This is a genomic window from Lysobacter antibioticus (assembly GCF_000731095.1).
Taxonomy (GTDB): domain Bacteria; phylum Pseudomonadota; class Gammaproteobacteria; order Xanthomonadales; family Xanthomonadaceae; genus Lysobacter; species Lysobacter antibioticus_B.
On record NZ_JMTZ01000012.1, the window covers coordinates 107191 to 123512 of the forward strand.

At 67.9% G+C, this 16322-nt stretch carries 17 protein-coding genes and 1 pseudogene; 11 read left to right on the plus strand and 7 right to left on the minus strand.

Annotated elements, in window-relative coordinates; genetic code table 11:
- The first annotated feature begins 219 nt into the window (after nucleotides 1–219).
- From EX88_RS0104965 to EX88_RS0104975, 3 genes are read left to right on the plus strand one after another with little or no spacing between them, the layout of a single operon-like run.
- Nucleotides 220–867 carry an SCO family protein gene (locus tag EX88_RS0104965; RefSeq protein ID WP_031370899.1) on the plus strand — a complete coding sequence of 216 codons (648 nt, stop codon included), beginning with the start codon at nucleotides 220–222 and terminating at the stop codon, nucleotides 865–867.
- On the plus strand, nucleotides 864–1712 hold the full coding sequence (asd, locus tag EX88_RS0104970) for an archaetidylserine decarboxylase (protein WP_031370900.1): 849 nt from the start codon (nucleotides 864–866) through the stop codon (nucleotides 1710–1712). The genes EX88_RS0104965 and asd overlap by 4 nt, the downstream gene beginning before the upstream one ends.
- Before the next feature lie 40 nt (nucleotides 1713–1752).
- The gene (locus tag EX88_RS0104975; RefSeq protein WP_051884512.1) at nucleotides 1753–2748 is read left to right on the plus strand and encodes a hypothetical protein; all 996 of its coding nucleotides are present in this window, start codon (nucleotides 1753–1755) and stop codon (nucleotides 2746–2748) included.
- A gap of 49 nt (nucleotides 2749–2797) precedes the next feature.
- Here EX88_RS0104975 and EX88_RS0104980 read toward each other — a convergent pair whose 3' ends face one another.
- From EX88_RS0104980 to EX88_RS0105000, 5 genes are all read right to left on the minus strand, one after another.
- On the minus strand, nucleotides 2798–4582 hold the full coding sequence (locus tag EX88_RS0104980) for an XVIPCD domain-containing protein (protein WP_051884516.1): 1785 nt from the start codon (nucleotides 4580–4582) through the stop codon (nucleotides 2798–2800).
- Nucleotides 4583–4672: 90 nt separating this feature from the next.
- Nucleotides 4673–5137 (minus strand): hypothetical protein, encoded by a 465-nt coding sequence (locus tag EX88_RS0104985; protein ID WP_152566101.1) that lies wholly within the window; start codon nucleotides 5135–5137, stop codon nucleotides 4673–4675.
- Nucleotides 5138–5246: 109 nt separating this feature from the next.
- Nucleotides 5247–5936, minus strand: coding sequence for a lysoplasmalogenase (locus tag EX88_RS0104990; protein ID WP_051884517.1), 690 nt, complete (start codon nucleotides 5934–5936; stop codon nucleotides 5247–5249).
- Nucleotides 5933–7150 (minus strand): M50 family metallopeptidase, encoded by a 1218-nt coding sequence (locus EX88_RS0104995; RefSeq protein ID WP_031370905.1) that lies wholly within the window; start codon nucleotides 7148–7150, stop codon nucleotides 5933–5935. Before EX88_RS0104995 ends, EX88_RS0104990 begins: the two co-directional genes overlap by 4 nt.
- A gap of 27 nt (nucleotides 7151–7177) precedes the next feature.
- Complete coding sequence (locus tag EX88_RS0105000) at nucleotides 7178–8758, minus strand: transglycosylase SLT domain-containing protein (protein ID WP_031370906.1); 1581 nt, start codon at nucleotides 8756–8758, stop codon at nucleotides 7178–7180.
- Nucleotides 8759–8999: 241 nt separating this feature from the next.
- Between EX88_RS0105000 and EX88_RS0105005 the strand changes: the two genes are divergently transcribed.
- From EX88_RS0105005 to EX88_RS23505, 4 genes are all read left to right on the plus strand, one after another.
- On the plus strand, nucleotides 9000–10535 hold the full coding sequence (locus EX88_RS0105005) for a helicase HerA-like domain-containing protein (protein WP_036148070.1): 1536 nt from the start codon (nucleotides 9000–9002) through the stop codon (nucleotides 10533–10535).
- 147 nt (nucleotides 10536–10682) lie between these two features.
- Nucleotides 10683–11183, plus strand: coding sequence for a copper resistance protein NlpE (locus EX88_RS0105010; protein ID WP_081930633.1), 501 nt, complete (start codon nucleotides 10683–10685; stop codon nucleotides 11181–11183).
- A gap of 10 nt (nucleotides 11184–11193) precedes the next feature.
- Nucleotides 11194–11709 carry a transcription elongation factor GreB gene (greB, locus tag EX88_RS0105015; protein WP_031370909.1) on the plus strand — a complete coding sequence of 172 codons (516 nt, stop codon included), beginning with the start codon at nucleotides 11194–11196 and terminating at the stop codon, nucleotides 11707–11709.
- Between the two features lie 7 nt (nucleotides 11710–11716).
- Nucleotides 11717–12196 (plus strand): GNAT family N-acetyltransferase, encoded by a 480-nt coding sequence (locus EX88_RS23505; RefSeq protein ID WP_036148071.1) that lies wholly within the window; start codon nucleotides 11717–11719, stop codon nucleotides 12194–12196.
- 72 nt (nucleotides 12197–12268) lie between these two features.
- Here EX88_RS23505 and EX88_RS0105025 read toward each other — a convergent pair whose 3' ends face one another.
- Both EX88_RS0105025 and EX88_RS0105030 read right to left on the minus strand, forming a co-directional pair.
- Nucleotides 12269–12913 carry a hypothetical protein gene (locus tag EX88_RS0105025; RefSeq protein ID WP_031370911.1) on the minus strand — a complete coding sequence of 215 codons (645 nt, stop codon included), beginning with the start codon at nucleotides 12911–12913 and terminating at the stop codon, nucleotides 12269–12271.
- A gap of 196 nt (nucleotides 12914–13109) precedes the next feature.
- Nucleotides 13110–13514 (minus strand): hypothetical protein, encoded by a 405-nt coding sequence (locus EX88_RS0105030; RefSeq protein WP_031370912.1) that lies wholly within the window; start codon nucleotides 13512–13514, stop codon nucleotides 13110–13112.
- 129 nt (nucleotides 13515–13643) lie between these two features.
- Between EX88_RS0105030 and EX88_RS0105035 the strand changes: the two genes are divergently transcribed.
- From EX88_RS0105035 to EX88_RS23510, 4 genes and pseudogenes are all read left to right on the plus strand, one after another.
- On the plus strand, nucleotides 13644–14462 hold the full coding sequence (locus tag EX88_RS0105035) for a helix-turn-helix domain-containing protein (RefSeq protein WP_031370913.1): 819 nt from the start codon (nucleotides 13644–13646) through the stop codon (nucleotides 14460–14462).
- A 91-nt stretch (nucleotides 14463–14553) separates the two neighbouring features.
- Nucleotides 14554–15006, plus strand: a complete 453-nt coding sequence (locus EX88_RS0105040) for an ArsR/SmtB family transcription factor (protein WP_081930634.1) — start codon at nucleotides 14554–14556, stop codon at nucleotides 15004–15006.
- Between the two features lie 43 nt (nucleotides 15007–15049).
- Nucleotides 15050–15601, plus strand: coding sequence for an SRPBCC family protein (locus EX88_RS0105045; protein ID WP_031370915.1), 552 nt, complete (start codon nucleotides 15050–15052; stop codon nucleotides 15599–15601).
- 246 nt (nucleotides 15602–15847) lie between these two features.
- Nucleotides 15848–16210: pseudogene (locus tag EX88_RS23510) on the plus strand (FKBP-type peptidyl-prolyl cis-trans isomerase); the annotation flags it as partial.
- Nucleotides 16211–16322 lie beyond the last annotated feature (112 nt).

Below are 16322 nucleotides of genomic sequence, written 5' to 3' on the forward strand. Positions count from 1 at the left end.
AGCCCTTCGGGGCGGTTTCGGCCGGGCCTGTTGGAGGGGCCGAGCCTGGACGTGCTCCCAGTTTCCTTACGAATCCTCCAGACGAGTCCCCCCCCTTTGAAAAAGGGGGGCAGGGGGGATTTGCTTTTCGCTCCCGGCCCGCCCCTCGATCCGTTCACGCCGAACAAGCGCCCGCCTCCGCGCCCGGTATCATGCCCCGGCGCAACAAACGGAATCGCCATGTTCAATCGCACCACCGCCATCGTCCTGGTCGCCGCGCTCGCCGCCGCAGCCGGCCTGTGGGCGTCCAGGCAGTACTTCGGCAGCGCCCGCCCTTCGCCCTGGCCGCAGACCAAGGCGGTGCGCCTGTTCGAGCCGCCGCGCACCCTGCCGGCGTTTTCGCTGCGCCAGTCCGACGGCACCCAGCTCATTCCCGGCGAACTCAAGGGCCACTGGACCCTGGTCTTCCTCGGCTTCACCCATTGCCCCGACGTCTGCCCGACCACCCTGGCCGAGCTGTCGGTGGCGCAGAAGCAATGGGACTCGATTCCCGAATCCACCCGTCCGCGGGTGTTGTTCGTCTCGGTCGACCCCGAGCGCGACCCGCCCGACCGCATCGGCGAGTACGCGCACGGCTTCCACAAAGACACCCTGGCGGCGACCGCCGACATCCCGGCGCTGGAAACCTTCACCAAGTCGCTCGGCATGGTGTTCGGCAAGGTGCCGGCGCCCGACGGCGCGCCCGCCGACCAGTACACGATGGACCACAGCGCCAGCATGGCCGTGCTCGATCCGCAGGGCCGCATGGCCGGCCTGATCCGACCGCCGCTGGACCCGAACGCCATCGCCGCCGACCTTGCCGCACTGACCGAAGCCAAGACCCCGTGAGTCTCGTCACCACCCTGACCTATGCCCTGCCGCACCGCGCGCTGTCCTCGATCGCGCGCTCGCTGGCCTATTCCTCCAACCCGCGCGTCAAGCAGTGGCTGATCGATACGGTCACGCGCAAGTTCGGCGTGAATCTCGGCGAAGCCGCTGAGCCCGATGCGCAGGCCTATCCGACCTTCAACGCTTTCTTCACCCGCGCGCTGAAGCCCGGCGCGCGCGTGCCCGAGGCCGACCCGCGCAGCTTGTTGATGCCGGCCGACGGCCGCATCAGCCAGTGCGGGCCGATCCGCGCCGGCGAAATCTTCCAGGCCAAGGGCCAGTCGTTCACCGCGACCGAGCTGCTCGGCGGCGACGAAGCCGCGGCCGCGCCGTTCCGCGATGGCGTGTTCGCCACGGTCTATCTGTCGCCGAAGGACTATCACCGCGTGCACATGCCCTGGGCCGGCACCCTACGCGAAACCGTGCACGTGCCGGGCCGCTTGTTCAGCGTCGGCCCGGACGCGGTGCGCAACGTGCCGCGTCTGTTCGCGCGCAACGAGCGCCTGGTCTGCCACTTCGACACCGACTTCGGGCCGATGGCGATGGTCATGGTCGGCGCGCTGTTGGTCTCGGGCGTGGAAACGGTCTGGAGCGGAGTCGAGATCCCCCGCTACGGCGATCGCGTCCAACACAAGGACTACCGCGGCAAGGGCATCGCGCTCGAACGTTTCGCCGAAATGGCCCGCTTCAACTACGGTTCGACCGTGATCGTGCTGTTGCCGCCGGGCGTGGCGAACCTGGCCGACGGCCTCGGCGCGGAAACCCCGGTGCGCCTGGGCGAAGCCCTGGCCCGACGCAACGACTGAATCGCTGCGACTTCGCAAACCTCACCCAAGGAGGGGAATCATGTCATTTCATCAACGCCCGGCCCTGCGCCGGGCGGCCTGCGTGTTGTTGATCGCCGCCCTCGCCGCCTGCAGCAGCAAGAGCGAGAACGAGCAGTTGCTCGAACTGCGCGACGGCCTGGCCTACACCCAATATCGGCGCCTGTCCGAGAGCGGCTTGCCGGGCGCGATCGGCGCCTACCGAAAAGGCATGGAATGGAGCGGCAAGACGCCGCCGGTCGAGTTCGACGAGGCCGACTACTGCGCCATGCACGTGCTGCTTGCCTACGGCGCGTTGGTCGCCGACAAGAGCACGATCGCCTTGGCCGAAAGCGACATCGTCGAGGCGCGCAACTGCGGCAGCTTCGATCGCGTCGCCGCGAACTCGCTGCGTTCGGTGGTGTTCCAGCGACTGGAATGGCCGCAACTGGCCCAGGCCGAGAGCGACAAAGTCTGGACCGCGCCGCAGGCGCCCGGCGCGGATCAACCGCCGGTCGCGCACGTGATCACCTTGCATGCCGCCCTGACTTATCTGGCGGTGAGCGAGAAGCGCTGGGACCACGCCCAGGTGCATATCGATGCGCTCGGGCAGCTGTTGAAGCAGCCGTGGATGAGCGAGCTGCCGCGCGCCGGCCTGGCGTTCCAGGAAGGCCGCACCCGCGACGGCCTGGTCACGCTCAAGCGCATGAGCCAGGACCCGAGCGCACCCGAGCCGGTGCGCAAGGAACTCGCGCGTTTCATCGCCAAGGTCGAAGCCAAGGGCGGCGACGTCGATTCCTTCGTCTTCATGCCGCGCCTGATCGCGGTGCTGACTTGGGAAGCGGTCAAGCAAGAAGGGCCGGACGTGCTGCGCACCACCACGCGCTTCGCCGAAGAGCAGGCCTGGAAGCCCTTGAACGATTCGGTCAAGGACGGCGCCGGCAAGGCCCGCGAAGTCGCCGGCGGCTGGTGGAATAAAGCCCGCGACGCGGTCTCCTCCGACGCGAAGGCGGCGCCCGAGGCCGCGAAACCGCAGTAAGCGCACCGCCGTCGCACCAGGCGACGGCGGTGCGATGCAGCGGGGCTTATTACATGCCCCGCGCGTGCGGCGGCAGCGCCTGCTGCTGGGTCTGGTGTTGCTGCTCGTGTTGCGCCGCCTGCTGCGGGCCGAGCTGGCTCAGGCGCTGCTGCGAATCCTGCACCGGCGTATTGGTCGCATCGGCGGTCGGCATGTGCGCGCGCAGGCTGGCCGGGTCGTTGGCCGCGCCCTGCACCACGAACACGTTCTGCCCGGCGCGCTGGGTCTCGGTCTGCTGGCTCAGGAACACGCCGTCGATGCGCTCGAAACCGTTCTGGCGGGCCAGGCAGGCGACGCTGAAGATCATGCATTCGCTGGTTTGGTCCGGGGTGCGCCCGAGCCGCGCGTCGAGCTGATTGACCTGGGCCCGCGCTTGTTGCACCAAGGGGTCTTCCGGCCCGGCACGTCCGCTCGCGTTCGCATGCGGCTGGGTCGCCTGCGGCGGGACCTCCGGCACCTGCACGCCCGGCGTCTGGGTGGCCGGGGTCTGCGCGCCAGGCGGCTGCGGCTGCGTCGCCGGTTGCTGAGCGGCCGGCTGCAGCGCCGGATCCGGCGTGGTGCGCAGCACCGGCGCATGCGGATCGACGTGCAGCAGGCGCGTGGTGGCGCCGTTGTGGGTCTGGCTGAGGTCGGTGGTGCCGTCGCGATTGCGCACCCGCGAAAGCTCGTTGCGATCGACATCGGCCCACACGCCACCGATATTGGAATGACCGCTGCCGTCGCGGTTCCAGACCACGAAGTCGTTGCCGGACGCGTACAGGCCTGCGGTCGGACGCCCTGCCCGGCCCTGGCCTTCCTGCTGCGGACGGCCATAGGCATAGGCGCTGCCCTGGTCGAGCGCGTGGATCAAGGCCGGCGCCTCGACCTTCTGCAGGAACAAATTCTTGGCGGTGTCGTACTCGGCGGCGAGATGCGGACGCGCCGCGTCCTGACCGGTCTGGCGGGGATTGACCAGGGGATTGGCCATCACGTCCTGCCAGGTCTGGTGCAGCGGGCTGCGCGAGTCGGCGTTGCGCAGCGCAATCATCACTTCCGCGCCCTGCAGCGCGGCGTCGCGGCCGGTCTCCATGTAGTCGCGGTCGCCGCTGGTCCTCGGCAACAGGCGGTCGACCGCGCCGCTGACGTCGGCGACGCTGTTATGGGTGCCGTTGTTCATGTCGCGCAACAAGGCCGGGGTCCAGCGCGTGCCGCTCTGGTTCTCGACCTTGGCCACCATCGTAGTCAGGCGCACTTGGTCGTCGGGCGTGGAATTGCGGTACAGCGCGGTCTGGCTGACCTGGGCCATGACGCCGCTGACCAGTTCGTTGGCCTGGGCGACGTCGCGGTTGTGGATGTAGGTGACGCCGGCGTCGGAGCGCAGGAATTCGTTGAGATTGCCTTCGATGCGCGCGTCCATCGCGCGCCCGCCCTGGGCGGTGATGGTGTTGCCGTTGCGGCCGAGGTCGGCGATGGTCTGGGTGCGTTCGGCGGCGCTGAGCACGCGCTCGGGATGATTCGCGCGGGCCCAGCCCTGATAGGCGTCGACCAGCGACGGCACCACTTCGGGATGCTGGCCCAGGTCGGTCTGCAAGGTGCCGATCGAATAGCCGCTGTTGCCGACCGGCTGCATCACCCCGTTGACGGTGTTGCCGGCGAAGGACAGGTGATTGGAGACGTCGCGGCCGCCGACGCTGCCCTCGGAGCCCACGCCGATGGCGAAATAGGCGATCGCGCGGCGTTCGTCGTCGGTCATGACGCGCGGCGGCGGGGCCGCAGGCGGTGTCGCCGCGGCGTCGTTCTGTGCGGGTTGGTTCATGGTCTAGCCTCCTTGCTGCGACACGGGCCGGAGCGCCCGCGGCTTCGCTGTCTGTTCGGACCCTTCTGTGCGGACCCCATCGTCCGCGGCTCAGTTGTCTTTGGGTTCGTCGTCTTTGGCTTCGTCGTCGGCGCACTGGTCGTCGGTCGGCACCTTCTGCCCGGCCTTGGCCTCGTGCAAGGTCAGATAGGGTTTGTAGTCGCTGCCGAACTTCCGGTACCAGACCACCGTCGCCTTATCGCGCACGAGATAGGCCGAAGCCTCGCCATAGCTCGGGCAGGCTGGCGTGCCGGTGTCGCTGCAGAACTGCAGGAACAACTTGTCGTCGCGCAGCTCGCCCTTGAGCTTGCCGCTGTCGCCGCCGACGCGGGTGCCGTCGTCCCAGCTGCCGGTATAGGACTGGCCCGAACCGGCCAGGTCCAGATTGGCGGTGTGGTTCCAGCCGCAGCTTTGCTGATAGCTCCACTGGCCATCGAAACGCACCCCGGCCGAAGCGCAGGAACACAACAATAAGGTCAGCAACGCCGCGGCGGCGCGATTACATCCTGTAAGCATGACGGACTCCAGACGGACCATGCGCAGCGATTTAGCACGCGCCCTGGCTTTAGTAAACCGATTCCCGGGCCCAGGTCCGGTTACGGGGCGATAGAGCATCAAAGCGCGATCAGCCGCGGCGAACCGACAGCGCGATCAGAGTCTGCGCGATCCAATAGGTCGCCAACACCACGGCCGAGGCGGCCGCGAACGGCGCGGCGAAGCGGTCGATCGCCAGGGTCGCGTCGGAGGCGACGAAGAACGCCCCGCCCAAGGCAGCCAAGGCGGTCGCCCGCGAGGCGCGGTGGCGCCATGCCGCGGCGGCCTGCGCCGCCATCGCCGCGAGCACCACCACGTAGACGATCACCGGGACCCGCAGTTCCCCCGGCAGATGCGGCCATAGCACCGACAGCACCGCCGCGGCCAGCGCGGCATACGCCGGAAACGGCCAGACCGCGGCGAACCAGGGCGCGCGCCGGGTCAGGCCGATCAGGTACGCGATATGGGCGCACAGAAAACTGCCGAGCCCGAACACGAACCAGTCGCCCGGCAACATCAGGAACACGTCGCCCAGGGTCGACAACAGCAGGCCGATCAGGATCGCGCGCCGGTAGCCGGTACCTGCGTCGACTTCGGGCTCCCCCTCGCCGCCGCGACGCAGCAGCATCGCCACGATCAACAGCGTGGTCAGCGGCTTGAATACATAGTGCAGCCACGGCGCCAGATAACTGCCGGCGATCGCCAGCGCTGCCGACAGCGCGATCGCTGCGAGCCACGGGTTTCGATGCGAAGACGAGGTCGTTGCGATGCGGTTTTTCATGCCGACGCCACTGTCTCACGATCCTTATGCAGCGAACCGGGACCGGCGTCGATCAAGGCTTCGATCTCTCGGCGCAGACGCGCCTCCTCGGCACGCAGCGAAGGGTCGGCCGCTCCTTCAGCGTATCCGCGCGACAAGGCCAGTTGTTTACGAGCAGCGTCCCGGTCGCCGCGTAAGGCCGCGGCCAGGGCGCGCAAGCGCGGCACCAGATGCGGCGTGTACCAGAACGCGGGCTGCTTCGCATCCAAGGCATCGAGCACGGCGGGGCTGCCCGTGCGCCAAGCCTGGGAAAAAAGCCATTCTGCCTCGGCCAACGCCATCAGATCCGCCATCGCCTTCTGCTTCGATGGATCGTAACTCCCGAAGCGGGTCCGCATTTTTTCGAAGAATTCTGCGACCCGATCAAGGTCGCGGACATCCAGCGAGCGTTTCAACATCAACCAATCGTGATACAGCGGCATCGGTTCGGGTTCCGCAGCCAGGCGCTCCAGCAATTCAACCGGCAGATCATTGACCGATTCGCCATGCAATAGTCGGCCGCTGATTATCGAGAACGTGCTCCTGGGGATCCGATCAGCGCTGTTGCGCGAAGCGCGCAGCCATAGCAAACCATCGCTTGCAAAGCTGCCGAGCATGCGCGGAAACAGATTGCCCACACACATGGAAAAATTGAGCAAAGCGCTCAGCTCCCACGCCGTTTTCGCGATCGATCGTTCCAGGTAGAACGCAGCCGAAATACTGAATGCCGCGACCAGCAGATTCGCGAGCGGCCCGCCTAACGCGTGCATCATCAAACTGCGGCGCAAATCGCGTTTCGGGTCCGGAAAAGCCAGGACATAGCCATCCACGCCCATGGCCTTGTCTCGCTTGCGCCAACGAACCCGCAAACCGTGCCCGTACGGCATGGCCTCCAGCGACCATAAAGCGATGCCCGCGATGGCCATGCCCGCCCAACGAGCGGCGAGCCAGTGACCGCCTTCATGCACCAACAATGCGACCGGCACGATCAGCACCATCGCAATGGACAGGCTGATCGTCACCCCGATATCGAACCGAGACCCGGCCCCCAGGATCAACAGCGAAATCCCGCACGTCGCAACTGCGCCGAACAGGAAATTAAGCCGGTAGAAGAACCTCTGCCACCGCGGCGACAAATCCCAGGCGACGGGCGCCGCCCGGGTCGGTGCAAGCTCATCGTCGGCGGGCGCGTCCATGCGTTCGCTCCGGGCTCGGCGACCGGCTTACGGGCCGCAACCGTTGAGTTTGAGCTTCTGGCCCGGCTTGACCATATAACGCGGGGCCTTGATGCCGTTGGCCTTGGCGAGTTGCTTGGTGTCGCACTGGAACTTCTGCGCGACGTCGGTCAGGGTTTCGCCGCGCTGGACGCGGTAGTCGCGCGGCGTCGCCGGCTTCTTCTTCGCCGGCGCTTGCGGCGAGGCCAGGCCGGCCAGTTCGCCGGCGGCGATGGTGGTCGGCAAGGTGCCGTCGACGGCGCCGTCGGAAGACGGCAACACCGTGAGCGGGCCGGTGCGGACGATGGCGTTGCTGGCATCGCTCATCACCAGGGTATGGGCGAGTTCGGCGCGCTTGCCCTGGGTGCACCAGCGGTTGTACAGGCCGACCATCTTGACCGTGGCGTTGAGGCTGGTGCCGGCCGCGAGATAGCTGCTGGGCTGGTAACGCGGGTTGAGGTTGCGCAGCGCGCGCATATAGCCCTCGCGGGTGCCGCCGTTGCCCAGGCAGATGGTCAGCTCGTAGATCGAAGTGGCTTTGCTCAGGCGCAGCGGCGCCGGCTTGGCGTCGATGCGCGGGAAACGCAGGCCGTATTCGCGCGGATGCAGGTACAACCAGGCCGCCGCGATCACCATCGGCACGTAGTCGCGGGTCTCGGCCGGGAACTGGTTATAGACCGACTCGTCCCAGAAATTGCGTCCGCCGCTGGCGTTGTTGATGCGCAGCGCGCGGCCTTCGCCGCCGTTGTAGGCCGCCAGCGACATCTCGATGCTGTTGTTGAGCTGGCCCAGGCGCTCGTTCAAATACGAAGCGGCGGCCTCGGAGGACGCGCGCGGGTCGTAGCGGGTGTCGAAACCGCTGCCGTCGTCGCCGAGCCCAAAGCGCTTGCCGGTGGCGAACATGAACTGCAAGGGACCGGCGGCGCCGGCGCGCGAGGTCACGTGGACCTTGCCGTTGGACTCCTTGGCCATGATCCCGAACAGCAGCGCTTCCGGCAGGCCGGCGCGCTCGAACTGCGGCCACATCATTTGGCGCATGTACTGATAGTTTTCGTGGGTCTGGATCAGCGAACCGCGCATGTCGGTGAGCCAGCGGCGGATGCCGGCCTGCACCGCGGGGTTGTACTGGACCATCTTGACGAAGCGCTGGCCGTCGTCGCTGAGCAGCGCGGCCGCGCGCGCGGCTTCCGGCACGTCGGCGCCGAGCCCTTCACTGTCGAGCGTGCCGCCCTCGTCGAGTTCTTCGTCGCCGCCGGCAACGGAGGCATCGGCGTTGGCCTTGAGCAGGCGCTTGTAGCCGGCGAGCATCGTGGTCAGCTGGCAACCCTTCTGCTTCATGCAGGCCGCGATCACGTCCTCCATGTCCTCGAGCGCGGCATCGCTCTCGCGGCGCCCGGCCGGGTCGGCGTTGCGGATCTTGACCAGGGCCGACTGATAGCGGGCCTCGCCGGACTGCATGCGCTGGGTCAGGGCATCGACGGCGGCCTGGTCGCGCTTGGACAGCGCGGCTGCGTCGGGCGAAAGACAGGACAGCGCGAGCGCGGCGGCGAACGGCGCGAGGGCGCCCGGGATGCGGAGGGAAGCAGGCATGTGGCGGGCAGCAGGTCCTTGTTGCGGGGGCCCAGGGTAACGGCGGGGTCCGGGCGCGGCAAGAAAACACGACGTTGCCGGCTTTTCCGCGTTTGCCGGGTTCATTCCGGCGCCGTCTGCGGCGAATCGCGACCCCGGTCGCGCCGGCGCATGAGCCCGACCGGATCACAGTTCACGAACCTCACGACGCTGCCGCTAGAATCGGCCCTTCGCTTTCTCTTCATGGATCACGGACGCGGATATGGCTTCGACCCCCGGCGCAACCCAGAACGACATCCTGATCGGCAAGGCCGTGACCACCCCCGACAGCGGCCAGGTGTTCCTGCACACCAAGCTCGGCAACCGCCACGGCCTGGTCGCCGGCGCCACCGGCACCGGCAAGACCGTCACCCTGATGACGCTGGCCGAAGGCTTCTCGCGCCAGGGCGTGCCGGTGTTCCTCGCCGACGTGAAGGGCGACGTCGCCGGCCTGGCCATGCCCGGCACCCTCAACGACAAGCTGCAGGCGCGCCTGGGCGAGATCGGCATCGCCGACTTCGCCCCCGCCGGCAACCCGGCGGTGTTCTGGGACCTGTTCGGCAAGCTCGGCCATCCGGTGCGCACCACCGTCAGCGAAATGGGCCCGACCCTGCTCGCGCGCATCCTCGAACTCAACGACACCCAGTCCGGCGTGCTCGACATCGTGTTCAAGCTCGCCGACGACCGCGGCCTGCTGCTGCTCGATCTGGAAGACCTGCGCGCCCTGCTCGGCCTGGTCGCCGACGAGCGCAAGGACATCTCGACCAGCTACGGCCTGGTCAGCACCCAGTCGGTCGGCGCGATCCAGCGCTCGCTGCTGCGCCTGGAACAGGAGGGCGGCGCGCATTTCTTCGGCGAGCCGGCGCTGGAGCTGAACGACCTGATGCGCACCACCAGCGACGGCCGTGGCGTCATCAACATCCTTGCCGCCGATTCGCTGATCCTCAAGCCGCGCCTGTATTCGAGCTTCCTGCTGTGGCTGCTGTCGGAGCTGTTCGAGCAACTGCCCGAAGTCGGCGACCTCGACCGGCCCAAGCTGGTGTTCGTGTTCGACGAGGCCCACCTGCTGTTCGACGACGCGCCGCCGGCGCTGCAGCAGCGCGTCGAACAGGTCGTGCGCATCATCCGTTCCAAGGGCGTCGGCGTGTATTTCTGCTCGCAGTTTCCCGACGACATCCCCGACAACATCCTCGGCCAACTCGGCAACCGCGTGCAGCACGCGCTGCGCGCCTTCACCCCGCGCGACCAGAAGGCGGTCAAGACCGCGGCCGAAACTTTCGTGCCCAATCCGGCGCTCAAGGTCGCCGAGGTGATCTCCCAGCTCGGCACCGGCGAGGCGCTGGTCTCGACCCTGCAGGACAAGGGCGTGCCGATGCCGGTCGAACGCACCCTGGTGGCGCCGCCGCGCTGCCGCATGGGCGCGATCACCGAGGCCGAACGCGCGCAATTGCGTGCGAGCAGCCCGATCGGGCCGAAGTACGACAACTCGATCGACCGCGAATCGGCCGCGGAAATGCTGGCCAAGCGCGCCGAAACCGCCGCCGTGCAGGCCGACGCCCCCGCCGCCAAGACCCGCGAGCAGGACGACCAGGAGGAAGGCGGCATCGGCCAGTCGATCAAGGACGCGGTGTTCGGCACCAAGCGCCGCCAGGGCATGGTCGAGACCATGGCCAAGCAGACCGCGCGTACGGTCGGCAACCAGATCGGCCGGCAGATCCTGCGCGGCCTGCTCGGCGGCATCTTCGGCGGCAAGCGCTAGCCGTTCGGCACGGCCCGACGCGACCGCGTTGCGCGGCCGCCCGGGCAGGCCGCGCCCCGGTTTCCCTGCTCTTCGCAGCACTCGCTACTCGCAGCACCCGCCCTCGGTTTCATCGATCGTTTCCACCATCCCGACCAGGAGTCGCTCATGACCAAGCAATCGCTCGCTCTCGCCTGCCTCGCCGCGCTCGCCCTGAGCGCATGCAATAAACCCGCCGAAGCGCCGACCGCTCCGGCCGATGCGCCCAAGGCCGCCGAAGCCGCACCGGCAGCCCCCGCGCCCGAACCGATTCCGGCCGAAGCGCCGAAGACCGGCTTCGACGTGGCCGCCTTCGCCGGCAGCTTCAGCGGCACCCTGCCCTGCGCCGATTGCGCCGGCATCGACACCAAGGTCGAATTCAAGAGCGACGGCACCTACGCCATCGAAGAGACCTACCAGGGCAAGAAGGACGGCAACGCCAAGGGCGACGGCACCTGGACCGCCGAGGAAGAAGGCAAGCGCCTGCGCCTGGACCCGAACAGCAAGAGCGACCAGGACCGTCTGTTCGAAGTCGTCTCCAAGGAAGAGATCCGCCTGCTCGACCAGGAAGGCAAGGCGATCGACTCGCAGCTCAACTACAACCTCAAGCGCGTCAGCGCGGCGCAGTAAGCGAGCACCCATGGCCCGCTGGCGACCTCCTGCCGAACACAGCACCGCGCTGATCACGCGCGAGGGCCACGCGCGCCTGAAGCACGAACTCGACGACCTGTGGCGCGTGCGCCGCCCGGAAGTCGTCAAAGCCCTGGCCGCCGCGGCGGCCGAGGGCGATCGCTCGGAAAACGCCGAATACATCTACCGCAAGAAGCAACTCGGCGAGATCGACCGGCGCGTGCGCTACCTCAGCAAGCGCCTGCCGCTGCTGCATGTCATCGAGACCACGCCGAGCGACCCGCGCTCGGTGTTCTTCGGCGCCTGGGTCGAGGTCGAGAACGTCGCCAACGGCGAACTGGCGCGTTATCGCATCGTCGGCCCGGACGAGACCGACGCCAAGCTCGGCCACATCAGCATCGACTCGCCGCTGGCGCGGGCCATGCTCAAGCGCCGCATCGACGACGAATTCGAGGCGATGCTGCCGGCCGGCCCGCAACGTTACGCGATCGTCGAGGTCGCCTATCGGCCGCCCGCCGACGAGTGAGCGGCCGATGACGGACGAGGTCAGCCTGCGGATCGCCACGGCGGCGGACGCCGAAGCCATCAGCGCCCTGGTCCTGGCATCGGCGCAGCACTGGATCTTTCCGCTTTGCGATGCCGACGGCCGCGCCATCCTGGCCGCCTCGATGGGCGCCGAAGCCACCCGCGAACGCCTGCTCGCCGGGCATGCCTACCTCGTCGCCGAAGCCGAAGGCCGCATCGTCGGCGTGGCCGCGCTGCGCTTGCCGGCGCATCTCTATAACCTGTTCGTCGACGATCGCTTCCAACGCCGCGGCATCGCGCGTCGGCTCTGGTCCGGTCTGCGCGCGCATCCCTTATTGAAGGACGCCTGGCCCACGCAGGTTACCGTCAACGCTTCGCGCCACTCCGTCGGCGTCTATCTGCGCCTGGGCTTCGAGGCTCAGGGCGAGGAGCAGGCGCGCGGCGGCATACCGTCGACGCCGATGCGGTGGCGGGCGCCGCAGGCCTGATCGGGTCCACGCTGCGACCGCGCGGACGTTCGGCGCAGATCGGCAAGTACGGCGACTCCTTCCCAGGCCGTCTTACAAAGACTCCAGCAGCGAATCCGGATTCGGCGTGGTTTCCATGTACAGCGGCTTGCTCGGTCGCTTGTCGCGCTTAGCCGGCGCGTAATCGATGGCCTGATCGCCCTGGCCCGAGTCGTTGACTTCGCCGCGTTCGACGATGCGGTCGCCGGTCAACAGATTCCAACTCAGCTTGACGGTGCCGTGGCTGTTGGTGCGGCTGTAGCGCTCGGCGTCCAGGCCGATCAGGCGCATGCGTTCGGCCTTGGAATCGTAACGGTAACGGTAGGTCGACTGGGTCGCAGTGGTACCGCCGGTCAGGTCTTCGATCACCAGCACGCCCTTGCGGATCGACAGGTCGACATCGCCGAGCGGATAAGGATCGAGTTGCAGCGTGCCGACCGGCTGATGGCCGAAATCGACCTCGCTGCGATACGCCAGCCAGACCATCAGGCTGCGTTGGTCCTCGCCGCGGCCGACGAAGACCGTGTCGATGTCGCCGTCGCCGTTGAGGTCGCCGTCGATGCGCTTTTCCAGTCGGTTGCCGCCGTCGAGCATGCTGGCGACTTGTTCGGCGCTCATCGCCGGGATCGGCCCGGGTTGCGCCGATAGCGGCGCAGCGATCAGCAACGTCGCTGCGAACAGACACAAAATCGGTTTCATCGCATTCTCCCCTAGGCCGCGCAGGCCGGCGCCCGAATATCCGGGCCGACGATTCATCTGACGCCCAATCTAACGCGTCCAGGCCACGGCGGTGGCGGCTCGCGGTCCATCCATCCCGACCCGGCTGCCCAAAACGACGACGGCCCTCGCCTGAGCGAGAGCCGTCGATGCGACGGGTCGGTTTGCAGCCCCGCCCTCAGCCACGCGACTGCCTGCGCAGGCCGAAGAATTGCACCTCGGCGAAGATCGCCACGACCGCCGCCTGCGCCAGTACGTAGGCCATGCCCAGGGTGTTCGGCGCGATCGCGCCTTCGACCAGCACCAGGATCGAGGCTGCGATCCAGGCCAGGTTGATCCCGATCACCGTCCACGCCATCGGCGGCGAGACCGCCTTGCGGGTCAGCATCCAGCCGAGCAAGGCGGTCCAGGCGAGCAAGATCAGGCCGCTGCGCTGCAGCCAACCCGCCTCGATGGCCAGCAAGCCGGACAGGGGTCCGGCCGCGGCGAGTTGCAAGGCGCCGACGGCACCGGAAATAACGGCGTCGGCGACCAGCGCACGACGTAACAAAGAAGAAGGACGAGCTTGAACGGCGATGGCCATGGTCGACTCCTGAAGGCTTGCGGTTGAAGGGCGTGTGGATCTCGGAAGCCATCACACCGCCGCGGCGGCTGCGGGTCGATTACCTGCCAGGTAATGCCGCCGACCGAGGCCTCGGGCTATGGTGAGCGCATGAACGATCTCCGCCCCGTGGGCGAGCTGCTGCGCAATTGGCGCCAGCGTCGCCGCCTGACCCAGTTCGACCTCGCCGAAATGGCCGAGGTCTCGACCCGCCACGTCAGCTTCATCGAGACCGGGCGCTCGCTGCCGAGCCGCGCCTTGCTGCTGCGCCTGGCCGACCGCCTCGACGTGCCCCTGCGCGAAAGGAACCAGTTGATGACCGCCGCCGGTCTCGCGCCGATGTACGCCGAGCGCTCGCTCGACGACCCCGCCCTGCGCGAGGCCCACGCCGCCATCGAGATGGTGCTGTACGGGCACGAGCCACATCCCGCACTGGCGGTCGACCGGCACTGGAACCTGATCATGCACAACCGCGCGGTCGCGCCGCTGCTCGCCGGTATCCCCGATTTCCTGCTTGCGCGGCCGTCGAACGTATTGCGGGTGAGCCTGCACCCCGAAGGCCTGGCGCCGCGCATCATCAATCTCGGCGAATGGCGCGCGCACTTGCTGCACCGCCTGCGCCACCTGGCCGACACCACCCGCGATCCGTTCCTGTCGACGCTGTACGACGAACTGGTCGCCTACCCCTGCGACGATCCTTACGACGAAACCGAACTGACCGCCTCGGCCCACGTCGCGGTGCCGTTCCGGGTGCGCAGCGAGTTCGGCGACCTCGCCTTCATCAGCACCATCACCGTGTTCGGCACTCCGCTCGAAGTCACCCTGTCGGAGCTGGCGATCGAATCCTTCTTCCCCGCCGACGCCGCCACCGCGCAGGCGATGCGCACCTTCGGCGCCAGCCTGGAGCCGGCGCAGTTCGCCGGGCATTGATCCTCGCCGCCGGCTGACCGCTCGTCGGCGCCCAGGCCAAAATTATACCAATCGGTTGACAATCGCCCCGGCGAAACGGATATTCAACCGCATGGTTGACTATCGCTCCGCACGGCTCGACGCCGTATTTCATGCCCTCGCCGATCCGACCCGGCGGGCGATGCTGCATCGCCTGGCCGAACGCGAGCACAGCGTCGGCGAACTCGCCGAGCCCTATCGCATGACCCTGGCCGCGGCCTCCAAGCACATCAAGGCGCTGGAACGCGCCGGCCTGGTCCGTCGCACCGTGCTCGGCCGCACCCATGTCTGCCGCCTCGAAGCCGGGCCGCTGCACGGCGGCTTCGAGTGGCTGCGTCATTACGAGCGCTATTGGAACCAACGCCTCGACAGCCTCGAAGCGCTGCTGCACGCCGAGGACGAAGCCCAGGTCCGCCCGCGTCAACCGGACGCATCGAAACGGGCTGCGCCCAAAGCGAAACCGAGAGCGAAACCGCCTGCGGCCGAGCACAAGACCGCCGCTCCGCGGCGCAAACCCCGCGCCTGAGCGCGCATCACCCAGGCCGCGCTCGCGGCCTCAGGAGACCGCCATGAACTTGTCCCCGACTCACGACGACTACGGCACCGTCACCGCCGCCGACACGGTGCGCATCGAACGCCTGCTGCCCGGCCCGATCGATCGGGTCTGGGCCTATCTGACCGAATCCGATAAACGCCGCCGCTGGCTCGCCGCCGGCGACATGGAGCTGCGCCTCGGCGGTGCGGTCGAACTGGTCTTCAACAACGACCGGCTCACCCGCGACGACGACCCGCCGCCGGCGAAGTACGCCCAGTACGGCGGCGAGCACCGCGAACACGGCCGGATCACTGCGTTCGACCCGCCGCATCTGCTCAGCTACACCTGGAGCGACGTGCCGCCCTCGGAGGTGCGCTTCGAACTCGCCGAAGAAGGCGAGCGCGTGCGCCTGGTCGTGACCCATAGTCGCCTGGCCGATCGCGCCATGATGATCAGCGTCGCCGGCGGCTGGCACACCCATCTCGGCATCCTGGTCGCCCTGCTTTCGGGCGAACAGCCGCAAGGCTTCTGGCGCACTCACACCCGGGTCGAGGCCGAGTACGAACGGCGCATCCCCTCGGCGTGAGCGAACGGCATCCCACCGGATTCGCCGACAGCGGCTAAGCTTGGCGTCCTGTCGGCGAAAACTCAGAGGTCGCGCGTGTCCATCGGTCGTTCCACATCCTCCTCGTCCGCTAACGTGGCCCCCTCGCGCCTGCACCGTTGGGCGCGCGCCTTGCCGCTGGCCTTGGCCCTGGTTTCGACCGCCGTCGCCGTGAGCGCCTGCCGCAAGCCGGCGTCGCAGGAAGAAGCGGCGGCGAAGGTCTTCAGCGGCCGCATCGCCCAGTTCCAGACCATCGACGAACGCGTCGGCACCGGCGAGGTCGCCCAGTCCGGCCAGGACGTGATCGTCCACTACACCGGCTGGCTGTACGACGAGAAGGCCGCCGACAAACACGGCACTAAATTCGACAGCTCGCTCGACCGCGGCAAGCCCTTCGACTTCTTGCTCGGCGCCGGCCGCGTGATCCGCGGCTGGGACGACGGCGTCGCCGGCATGCGCGTGGGCGGCAAGCGCATTCTGATGGTGCCGCCGGAAATGGGCTACGGCCGCGAAGGCGCCGGCGGCGGAGTGATCCCGCCGGATGCCTCCTTGGTGTTCGAGGTGGAGTTGTTGCGGGTGGAGAAGCACTGAGGCGCGTAGCGCGGTTGCGGTTGCTGCCGTTGCTTTTGCCGTTTCCGTTTCCGTTTCCGTTGCCGTTGCCGTTGCCGTTGCCGTTGCCGTTGCCGTTGCCGTTGCCGAGATT